This is a genomic window from Roseisolibacter sp. H3M3-2, from assembly GCF_029211165.1.
GTDB lineage: Bacteria > Gemmatimonadota > Gemmatimonadetes > Gemmatimonadales > Gemmatimonadaceae > Roseisolibacter.
In genome coordinates this window covers 1-9,240 of the sequence record NZ_JARGEK010000180.1, presented here as the reverse complement: position 1 = coordinate 9,240, position 9,240 = coordinate 1, and the positions used below count along the sequence as shown (strand labels likewise).

The following is a 9,240-nucleotide window of genomic DNA, read 5'->3' as shown; positions in this document are numbered from 1 at the left end:
GCGCGGCGGTCGGCGCGGTCACGCGTCCCCCGACCGGCGCAGCCGCGCGGCGAACGCGCCGTCCACCCCGTGCCGCTGCGGGAGCACGCGCAGGCGCCCGCCGTCGAGCACCGCGTCCGGCACCGCGCCCGCCGGCGGCGGCTCGAGCGTCCAGCCGGGGTGCGCGGCGAGGAAGTCGTCCACCGGCGCGTCGTTCTCCTCGGGCTCCAGCGAGCAGGTGCTGTACACCAGCAGACCGCCCGGCCGCACCACGGCGGCGGCCGCACGCAGGATCTGCCGCTGCAGCGCCGGCATCACCGCGAGGTCGGACGGCTTCAGGCGCCAGCGCGCGTCGGGGTGCCGGCGGAACGTCCCCGTCCCGGTGCACGGCGCGTCGAGCAGCAGCACGTCCGCCGCGCCGACGGCCGGCTCGCGCGCGTCGCCGACGAAGGGCAGCACGCGCGTCACGTGCAGCCGGTCGAGGTTCGCCTGCACGCGCCGCAGCCGGGCGTGCGAGCGGTCGCCCGCGAGCACCACCGACGCCCGGCGCGCCAGCTCGAGCGCCTTGCCGCCGGGCGCGGCGCACAGGTCGGCGACCGTCGCGCCCTCGGGGATCGCCGCGTACTGCGTCACCAGCGTCGACGCCGGGTCCTGCACGAAGAAGTGCCCCTGCCGGTACGCCCCCAGCTCGGTGAGCTGCGCGCCGGGCGCCAGCTGCAGGCTCCCCTCGGCCCACACGGCCGCCGCCCCCGGGTCCGCGAGGCGCACGCCGGCCGCGGTCAGCTCGGCGGCCAGCGCGTCGGCGCCGATCCCCCACGGGCGCACGACGACCGGCGCCTCGCGGTTGTTGGCCGCCAGCAGCGCGTCGACCTCGGCGTCGTCCCACCGCTCGCGCCAGCGCTCGACCAGCCACTGCGGGTGCGAGTGGCGCTGCGCCAGCGCCTCCCCCGGGTCCGACGGCTCGGGGCCGGCCAGCGCGTCGCGCCCCCGCTCGGTCCGGTCGCGCTCGAGCCGCCGGAGGACGGCGTTCACCAGCTTGCTCGCGCCGATGCCGTGGCGCCGCTTGGCCAGCTCGACCGTCTGCGCGATCGCCGCGTAGGGCGGCACGCTCGTCATCTCCAGCAGCTGGTACGCGCCCAGCCGCAGCAGGTCGATGACGTCCGCGTCCAGCCGCGCCAGCCCGCCGCTCACGCGCTCGGCGAGCAGCCCGTCGAGCCACCCGCGACGGCGCAGCGACCCCCACAGGAGCTCCTGCGCCCACCGCCGGTCGCGCGCGTCGAGCACGTGCGCCCGGCGCTCGAACGACGGGTCGAGCAGGAACCCCTTCCGCAGGTCGGCCAGCACCTCGGCGGCCAGCACCCGCGACGGGGTCACGCCTCCGGCGACGGCGGACGGACGGGGCATGGGCGGCGCGTCGGCGGGGGACATGGACTCAAAGATAGCGCGGCGGTGGACCGGGCTGTCCCGCCGGGCATCGCGGGCTGCGGACTGCGGGTCCGGATCCGCAGTCCGCAGGCCGCAGCGCCCTACGCGCCGAGGTCGGCGGCCGCGAACACGTCGCCGAGCTCGACGCCGCGCCCGCGCGCCCAGTCGGCCACCGGGAGCCGCGCCTTGCCGGCGGGCTGGGCGTAGGCCACGCGCACCGCGTCCTCGCCGCACTTCACGTCCATCCCGTCGGGGCCGAGGGCGATCACCTCGCCGGGGGTGACGTCGGGGCGCTCCTCCACGGGGATCGGGCGGGCGCCGAACAGCTTGACGTCGGCGCCGCGCAGGACGCCGAAGGCCCCCGGGCGCGGGTCGTAGGCGCGGATCGCGCGGGCCACGTCCTCGGCCGGGCGCGTCCAGTCGAGGCGGGCGTGCGCGCGCTCGGTCTTGGGGGCGTACGTCGCGCGGGCGTCGTCCTGCGGCGTCTCGGTGGCCCGGCCGCCGGCCATCAGCGTCAGCGCCTCGATCAGCGCCAGCGCGCCCAGCTCCGACAGCCGCTCGGTCAGCTCGCCGAACGTCTCGTCGTCGGCGATCGGCGTCTCGAGCACGTGCAGCACCGGCCCGGCGTCGAGCGCCGGCACCATGCGCATGATCGCCACGCCGGTGGTCGCGAACCCCTGCCGGATCGCGGCGCGGATCGGGTCGGCGCCGCGCAGCAGCGGCAGCAGCGACGCGTGGATGTTGAGCGTCCCCTGCGGCGGCAGGTCGATCACCGCCTTCGGCAGGATGTGCCCGTACGCCACCACCACCGACAGGTCCGGGGCGAGCGCGCGCACCTCCTCCAGGAAGGCGTCGCCGCGCGGCCTCTCCGGCTGCAGCACCGGGATCCCCTCGGCCACCGCCACCCGCTTCACCGGCGACGGATCGAGCTGCGAGCGCGACCGCCCGCGCGGCCGGTCCGGCTGCGTCACCACGCCGACCACGTCGAACCCCTCGCCGAGCAGCGCGCGCAGCGGCGGCGTCGCGAAGTCGGGGGTGCCCCAGAAGAGGATGCGCATTCCCTACTCGACGCTCGACGCTCGACGCTCGACGCCGCGCCTGCGAGAGCGTCGAGCGTCGAGCGTCGAGCGGTTGGCAGCGCGACTACAGCGCTTCGTCATTGTGCTGCGCCGCCACGTCCTTCGCCGAGATGAAGCCGCGGCGCAGCGCCGGGTACTTCGCCTTCTCGCGCTCCCACTTCTGCAGCGCCGAGCGGCGCTTGAACATCCCGAGGTGGTCGAGGAAGAGCTTCCCGTTCAGGTGGTCGAGCTCGTGCTGCATGCAGCGGCCGAGCAGCTCGGTCCCCTCCACCTCGACCGGTCGCCCCTCGCGGTCGAGCCCGCGCATCACCACGCGCGACGGGCGGTCCACGTCGCCGTAGATGTCGGGGATCGACAGGCACCCCTCCTCGCCGCGCGCGTTCCCCTCGGCGAGCACGATCTCCGGGTTGAAGAGGACGAGCTTCACCTCCTCGACCTCGGCGACGAACAGCTTCTCGGCGCGCCCCACCTGCGGGGCGGCGAGGCCGATCCCCTTGGCGGCGTGCATCGTCTCGAGCATGTCGTCGGCGAGGCGGCGCAGCGCGTCGGTCACCTCGGCGACCGGCTGCGTCTCCTGCCGCAGGATCGGCGAGCCGAGGACGTGGATGTCGAGGAGCGCCACGCGGCCCTCAGACGGCGGCGCCGGCGGCCGCGGCGCGCGCGCCCGCCACCTTCACGATGCGCCCGCGCTCGACCACCAGCCGCGACTCGCCCGAGCGGATCGTGATCTGGTCCTCGGGCGACGACTGCCCGGCGGTCAGCTCCTTGATGAGCACGACCTCGCCGACGATCCCCCCCGCGGTCACGATCTCGTCGCCGCGCTTGAGCGAGCGGATGGTCGCGTCGTGCTGCTTCCGCTGGCGCTGCTGCGGGCGCCAGAGGATGAAGTAGAAGATCGCCGCGATGGCGACGTACATGAACAGCGTCCCGAAGATCGGGTTCGCCGAGGCCTGCAGGAGGAGGAGCGTCGGATACATGGATCGCGTGCCGGGGTGATGCGGGAAAGCTAACCGGGGCGGCCCCGCCGCGGGGACGGAGCGCTGACCGCACGCGAACGACTCGTGAACCGCCGCGCCGCGGCAACCGCGTGTCAGACCTCGTAGGGGGAGCGGGACCGGAGACGGGTCACCCCCTTCCGCCGGCCCGAGGAGTTTCCTCCGCCGCACGCCTCACCGCCGAACCGCAGGAGCCCATCCATGCGCGCCACGCTCCGCCCGTTCCTCGGGACCGCCGCCCTCGCGGCCGCCCTCGCCCTCCCCGCCGCCGCCGGCGCGCAGCAGCCGCTGGACCCGGTGAAGGTCTCGGCGCGCTCGGCCCAGGCCGACAAGCTGGACGCCCGCGCCGCCGAGCTCCAGGCGACGAACTCGCGCTGGCAGTGGCGGCGGTCGGCCGAGCTGCGCGAGCGGGCCGCCGAGCTGCGCCCCGCCACCGACGTGCGCGCCTTCGAGTCGCTGCAGACGGCCGCCCTGGTCCGCCACGCCCTCGCCGAGCGCGGCGCGGCGATCGTGCTCATGGAGCGCGCGGCCGAGCGCGCGATGGCGCGCGGCGACGTCTTCAACGCCGCCACCGCGTACGCCAACCTCGCCTTCATGACCAGCGAGGTCCGCGACGTCGATCGCGCCCGCGAGTTCGTCGAGAAGAGCACGCTGCTGGCCAGCTCGCCGCTGCTGAGCGCCCCGCAGCGCGAGTGGCTGCAGACGCGGCTCGCCGAGCGTCCGACCGCGGCGAAGGCGGGGACGGCGCTGGCGGTGGCGCCGGCGATTCCGTGAGTGCGCGCTGCGGGCTGCGGGTCTCCAATCCGCAGCCCGCGGCCCGCAGCCGCGCTCCTAGCGCTTCGGGTGCGGCGTGACCGGCTTCGCCACCGCGCCGCGCGCCGCCTCGCCCGCGAGGTAGCGCTCCAGCCAGGCCGCGCTCCACGCGTCGAACGTCCCGTCGGCGATCGTCGCCCGCGCGCGCGCCATCAGCGCCACCAGGAAGTGCACGTTGTGCAGGCTGATGAGGCGCAGCCCCAGCATCTCGTCGGCCGTCACGAGGTGGCGCAGGTAGGCGCGCGTGAAGCGGCGGCAGGTCGCGCACGTGCAGTCGGCGTCGAGCGGGCCCGGGTCCTCGCGCCACCGCGCGTTGCGCAGGTTGATGCGGCCGTCCTGCGTGAGCGCGGCGCCGTTGCGCCCCATGCGCGTCGGCGCCACGCAGTCGAACAGGTCGACGCCGCGGCGCACGCCCTCGACCAGGTCCTCCGGGTAGCCGACGCCCATCAGGTAGCGCGGGCGGTCGCGCGGCAGCTCGCCGTCGACCACGTCGAGCACCCCGTACATGTCGGCCTTGGCCTCCCCCACCGAGAGCCCGCCGACGCCGTAGCCGTGCCAGCCGCCCATGCCGACGATCGCACGCGCGCTCTCGCGCCGCAGCCCGGCGTGGATCCCGCCCTGCACGATCGGGAAGAGCGCCTGCTCCGGCGTCGGCGCGGGCGCGTCCTCGGCGCGCAGCCGCTCGAACTCGGCGCGGCACCGCGCCAGCCAGCGCAGCGACCGCTCCATCGCGTCGCGCGCGACGGGCTCCGCGCTCTGCCCCGGCGGCACGTGGTCGAACTGCATGATCACGTCGGCGCCGAGGCCGCGCTCGATCGCCATCACCGACTCGGCGGTGAAGCGGCGCGCGCTCCCGTCGATGTGGCTGCGGAACGACACGCCGTCCTCGTCGATCGTGCGCAGCCCCTCCAGCGAGAACACCTGGAAGCCGCCCGAGTCGGTGAGGATCGGCCCGTCCCACGCCATGAAGCGGTGCAGCCCGCCCAGCCGCCGCACCAGCGCGTCGCCCGGCCGCAGGTGCAGGTGGTAGGCGTTGGCGAGGATCATCTGCGCGCCCATCGCGTGCAGGTCGTCCGGGTCGAGCCCCTTCACGGTGGCCAGCGTCCCCACCGCCATGAACGCGGGGGTGCGCACCGCGCCGTGCGGCGTGGCGAAGGTGCCGGCGCGGGCGCGGCCGCGCTCGTGCTCGACCTGGAAGGCGAAGGGCGGGGCGGGGAGGCTGTGCACGCGCACAATCTACCCGCCCCGCCCCCCGCGGGCGGGGCGCGTCAGCGCGCGGGCGCCGCCGCCGGCGTGGCCGCGATCGCCGCCACGTGCCCCGCCAGCCACGCGTCGAACGTCTGCAGCTGCGGGTGCAGCGCGCGCGTGGCGTCCAGCGGCCGCGCGCCGCAGAACTCCGCCTCGAACGTCTGGTAGTACCAGAACATGTTCGCGATGTCCTCGGCGCCCGGGAAGCCGAACGTGCGGTAGACCTCGATCGGCACGTCGACGTAGCGCACGCGTTCCCCGAGCGCCACGCCCAGCTTCTCGGCCATCTCGGCGCCGGTCACGAAGTCGCCGGCCACGCTGACGGTCTTGCCCACGTAGGCGTCGCCCGCGCGCAGGATCCCGTATGCCACGCGCCCGATGTCGTCGGCGGCGATCCCGGCCAGCCGCTTGTCGCCCATCGGGAGGACGAGGTCGAGCCCCCCGTCTTCGGCGCGCCGCGGCCCCATCCCGAAGTGGATCAGGTTGTCCCAGTAGAACGTGGTGTTCAGAAACGTCGTCGGCACGCCCAGCTCGACGAAGCGGCGGTCGGACTCCCCCTTGGCGTCGAAGTGCGGGACCTTGAACTCGCCCATGAGCGTCGGGATGCGCGGGTCCTCCAGCGGCACCCGCGCGCGCGTGTCGTCGAGCGTCGACCAGATCACGTGGCGCACGCCCGCCGCCTTCGCCGCCTCGGCGATCGCGTGCGCCTGGCGCCGCTCGCGCTCGGGCGACATGTGCTCCCAGAAGTTGGTGACGCCGAAGACCGCGTCGGCGCCGGCGAACGCGCGCGTCAGCGACGCGGCGTCGTCGAGGTCGGCCGCCACGACGGTCGCCCCGCGCTCCGCCAGCGCGCGGCCGCGGTCCGCGTCCGGGGCGCGCGTCAGCGCCCGCACCTCGAACTCCGACGCCGGGTCGGCGAGGATCGCCCGCGCCAGCCCGCCCCCCTGCGCCCCGGTGGCGCCCACGATCGCGACGATGCGCTTCGCTGCCATTGTGCTGAGTCTCCCGCTGAGGTCCCGGCGGCGCGGCGGTCGGTCGCCGCGCGGCACGGGGCGAATATCTCACTCCTGAGAGAAACCGCCAGGGGTCGATCGACCCGGGGCGCCGGTCAGACGATGCACATGGCGTCGCCGTACGAGTAGAAGCGGTAGCCCTCGCGCACCGCCTCGGCGTAGGCGTGCATCGTCAGCTCGTGCCCCGCCAGCGCCGCCACCAGCATCAGCAGCGTCGAGCGCGGCAGGTGGAAGTTGGTCACCAGCCGGTCCACGGCCCGGAAGCGGTAGCCGGGGCGGATGAACAGCGCGGTGTCGCGCGCCTCGGCACGCATCCGACCGTCGGGCTCGGCGGCGCTCTCGAGCGTCCGCGCCGACGTGGTGCCGACCGCCCACACCTTCCCGCCGGCGGCGCGCGTCGCCGCCACGGCGTCCGCCGCCTCGGGCGACACCTGGTACCACTCCTCGTGCATCACGTGCTCGGCGGGGTCCTCGACCTCCACCGGGCGGAAGGTCCCGGCCCCGACGTGGAGGGTTACGTCCACCCGCCGCACCCCGCGCCCGGCCAGCGTCGCCAGCAGCTCGGGGGTGAAGTGGAGCCCGGCCGTGGGCGCCGCCACCGAGCCGGGCTCGCGCGCGTACACGGTCTGGTACCGCTCGACGTCGGCCTCGGCGTCGGGGCGGTCGATGTACGGCGGCAGCGGGACGTGCCCGCGCCGCTCGACCACGGCCAGCGCGTCGCCGTCGGCGTGCAGCCGCACGAGACGCGTGCGGCGCTCGGTGACGGCCAGGATCTCTACAGCGAGGTCGGGGGCGACGGTGACGCGGCGCCCGGGCTTGAGCTTCCCGCCCGGGGAGACCATCGCCTCCCACACGTCCGCCTCGGGGGTCGCGCGCAGCAGCAGGACCTCGGCGGGCGCGCCGCTCCCGTCGCGGGTCCCCAGCAGGCGCGCGCGGAAGACGCGGGTGGTGTTGAGCACCAGCGCGTCGCCGGGCGGGATCAGGGCGGCCAGGTCGCCGAAGGTGCGGTGCGCGATCGTCCCCGCGGCGCGGTCCACCACCAGCAGCCGGCTGGCGTCGCGCCGGTCGGCCGGGGTCTGCGCGATCAGCGCCTCGGGGAGGTGGAAGTCGTAGTCGGAGGTGCGGGCGCCGCGCATGCGCGAAGGATAACCGGATCGGCTCCCGGCCCCGGCGCGCGGTGGTCATTGTGGGCGGCGCGCACCCGGCGTTATCTCCCGCGGACGCCGTGCGACGTCGCGCGGCGCCGTCGTCTCTCGCGTCCGGTTGGCCGATGCTCCGCTCCACGCTCCGACACGTGCTGGGTCCCGCCCTCCGGCGGATCCCCGGCGCCTGGGACGCCGCCCGCCGGGTCGACGCGGGGATCGAGCGGGCGCGGCACGGCGCGGCGCGCGTGCTCCCGGTCCTCATCCGCCCGGAGCCGCGCAAGATCCACATCGCGGTGACCGCCAACTGCAACCAGCGCTGCGTCGGCTGCCGCTACGGGCGCGACTTCATGCCCGGCGCGCAGCTCCCGTGGCCCGTCGTCCGCGACCTGCTCGACGACGCGCGCGCGCACCACATCTGGCAGATCCGGTTCTACGGCGGCGAGCCGCTGCTGCACCCCGACCTGCCGCGCATGGTGGCGCACGCCCGCGAGCGCGAGCTGTCGCCGTACGTCACCACGAACGCGGTCCTCCTGCGCGACCGGATGCCGGCGCTGTTCGACGCCGGGCTGCGCGACCTCACCGTGGGCTTCTACGGCGTCGGCGACGCGTACGACGCGTACGTGCAGCGCCGCGGGCGCTTCGCGCGCGTCGAGGACGGGATCGCGGCGGTGCGCGACCGGTACGGCGACCGGGTGCGGCTGCAGATCAACTGGCTGCTGTCGCGCCCCTCGTGCACGGTCGAGGCGTTCGAGGCGGCCCACGCGTTCGCCGAGCGGTACGACCTCGCGATCCAGGTGGACCTCGTCCATTACTCGCTCCCCTACTTCACGGAGGGGGACGACCGCCACCTGCAGTTCCGACCCGAGGACGAGCCGGCGATCCGCGCCGTGGTGGCGGCGATGCTGGAGCGGCAGCGCGCGCATCCCGCGCGCTTCACGCAGACGGCCGACGGGATGCGCTCGATCCCGGAGTGGCTGCTGCTCGGCCCCGACATGCGCGTCCCCTGCGACAGCCACCAGATGCTGTGGGTCGGCGCCGACGGGAGCGTGCAGCAGTGCTACGTCACCTTCCCGCTCGGCAGCCTGCACGAGCGGCGGCTGCGCGACCTGCTGTTCACCGACGCGCACCGCCGCGCGGCGGCGGACAGCTTCCGGCTGAACTGCCCCAACTGCCACTGCAACTACGACGCGCGCGTGCGCAAGCACGGGCCGTCGATGCGGCGCTACGGCGCCGACGGGGCCGCGCCCGCCTGACGGTGGGGGCGGGGCGCGCCTCCGCGCGCGACGGCGGCCGGCGGCTGCTCCTGCCGGGGCGCCGGTACGCCCGCGGCGCGGTGCTGTTCGGCGCGGCGGCCGCGCGGCGGGACCGGTGGCGGGCGACGCTCGCCGACGCGGTGGACGTCGCCCTCGACGCGGACGACCACGCGACGGCGTCGTGCGACCTGGTGGTCGTCGTCGACCTCGACGCGCCGCGGCTCGCCGTCGCCCGCGCGCTGGTCGCTCCCGGCGGCGCGCTGCTCCTGTCGTGGGACGGCGCCGCGGCG

The 9,240-nt window shown here is 75.8% G+C and carries 10 protein-coding genes; 3 read left to right on the top strand and 7 right to left on the bottom strand.

Going from position 1 to position 9,240, the window contains the following annotated elements; all coding sequences use genetic code 11:
• Positions 1–18: 18 nt before the first annotated feature.
• The 4 genes from rsmB to yajC form a co-directional block, all read right to left on the bottom strand.
• Positions 19–1,383, bottom strand: coding sequence for a 16S rRNA (cytosine(967)-C(5))-methyltransferase RsmB (rsmB, locus tag PYV61_RS14915; RefSeq protein ID WP_275832915.1), 1,365 nt, complete (start codon positions 1,381–1,383; stop codon positions 19–21).
• 122 nt (positions 1,384–1,505) lie between these two features.
• The gene (fmt, locus tag PYV61_RS14910) at positions 1,506–2,462 is read right to left on the bottom strand and encodes a methionyl-tRNA formyltransferase (RefSeq protein ID WP_275832912.1); all 957 of its coding nucleotides are present in this window, start codon (positions 2,460–2,462) and stop codon (positions 1,506–1,508) included.
• A gap of 85 nt (positions 2,463–2,547) precedes the next feature.
• On the bottom strand, positions 2,548–3,105 hold the full coding sequence (gene def / locus PYV61_RS14905; protein ID WP_275832910.1) for a peptide deformylase: 558 nt from the start codon (positions 3,103–3,105) through the stop codon (positions 2,548–2,550).
• A gap of 7 nt (positions 3,106–3,112) precedes the next feature.
• A complete protein-coding gene (gene yajC / locus PYV61_RS14900; protein ID WP_275832908.1) occupies positions 3,113–3,460 on the bottom strand; it encodes a preprotein translocase subunit YajC in 348 nt (115 codons plus the stop codon).
• Positions 3,461–3,679: 219 nt separating this feature from the next.
• Here yajC and PYV61_RS14895 point away from each other — a divergent pair, with 219 nt between their 5' ends.
• Positions 3,680–4,252 carry a hypothetical protein gene (locus tag PYV61_RS14895; protein ID WP_275832906.1) on the top strand — a complete coding sequence of 191 codons (573 nt, stop codon included), beginning with the start codon at positions 3,680–3,682 and terminating at the stop codon, positions 4,250–4,252.
• A 57-nt stretch (positions 4,253–4,309) separates the two neighbouring features.
• Here PYV61_RS14895 and tgt read toward each other — a convergent pair whose 3' ends face one another.
• The 3 genes from tgt to queA all read right to left on the bottom strand — a co-directional run bounded on the left by tgt (position 4,310) and on the right by queA (position 7,688).
• Positions 4,310–5,518: a tRNA guanosine(34) transglycosylase Tgt gene (tgt, locus tag PYV61_RS14890; protein ID WP_275832904.1), complete on the bottom strand. Its 1,209-nt coding sequence runs from the start codon at positions 5,516–5,518 to the stop codon at positions 4,310–4,312.
• A gap of 41 nt (positions 5,519–5,559) precedes the next feature.
• Complete coding sequence (locus PYV61_RS14885) at positions 5,560–6,531, bottom strand: NmrA/HSCARG family protein (RefSeq protein WP_275832902.1); 972 nt, start codon at positions 6,529–6,531, stop codon at positions 5,560–5,562.
• A 116-nt stretch (positions 6,532–6,647) separates the two neighbouring features.
• On the bottom strand, positions 6,648–7,688 hold the full coding sequence (gene queA, locus PYV61_RS14880; protein ID WP_275832900.1) for a tRNA preQ1(34) S-adenosylmethionine ribosyltransferase-isomerase QueA: 1,041 nt from the start codon (positions 7,686–7,688) through the stop codon (positions 6,648–6,650).
• Between the two features lie 158 nt (positions 7,689–7,846).
• Between queA and PYV61_RS14875 the strand changes: the two genes are divergently transcribed.
• Positions 7,847–8,950 carry a radical SAM protein gene (locus tag PYV61_RS14875; protein ID WP_275832898.1) on the top strand — a complete coding sequence of 368 codons (1,104 nt, stop codon included), beginning with the start codon at positions 7,847–7,849 and terminating at the stop codon, positions 8,948–8,950.
• A gap of 2 nt (positions 8,951–8,952) precedes the next feature.
• A partial coding sequence (locus tag PYV61_RS14870; protein ID WP_275832896.1) for a hypothetical protein occupies positions 8,953–9,240 on the top strand: 288 nt, incomplete at its 3' end.

What these genes read in the sequence shown, in the direction of transcription:
- rsmB (WP_275832915.1), bottom strand. Translation starts at nt 1,383, where the DNA reads ATGCCCCGTCCGTCCGCCGTCGCCGGAGGCGTGACCCCGTCGCGGGTG.
- fmt (WP_275832912.1), bottom strand. Translation starts at nt 2,462, where the DNA reads ATGCGCATCCTCTTCTGGGGCACCCCCGACTTCGCGACGCCGCCGCTG.
- yajC (WP_275832908.1), bottom strand. Translation starts at nt 3,460, where the DNA reads ATGTATCCGACGCTCCTCCTCCTGCAGGCCTCGGCGAACCCGATCTTC.
- PYV61_RS14895 (WP_275832906.1), top strand. Translation starts at nt 3,680, where the DNA reads ATGCGCGCCACGCTCCGCCCGTTCCTCGGGACCGCCGCCCTCGCGGCC.
- PYV61_RS14885 (WP_275832902.1), bottom strand. Translation starts at nt 6,531, where the DNA reads ATGGCAGCGAAGCGCATCGTCGCGATCGTGGGCGCCACCGGGGCGCAG.
- queA (WP_275832900.1), bottom strand. Translation starts at nt 7,688, where the DNA reads ATGCGCGGCGCCCGCACCTCCGACTACGACTTCCACCTCCCCGAGGCG.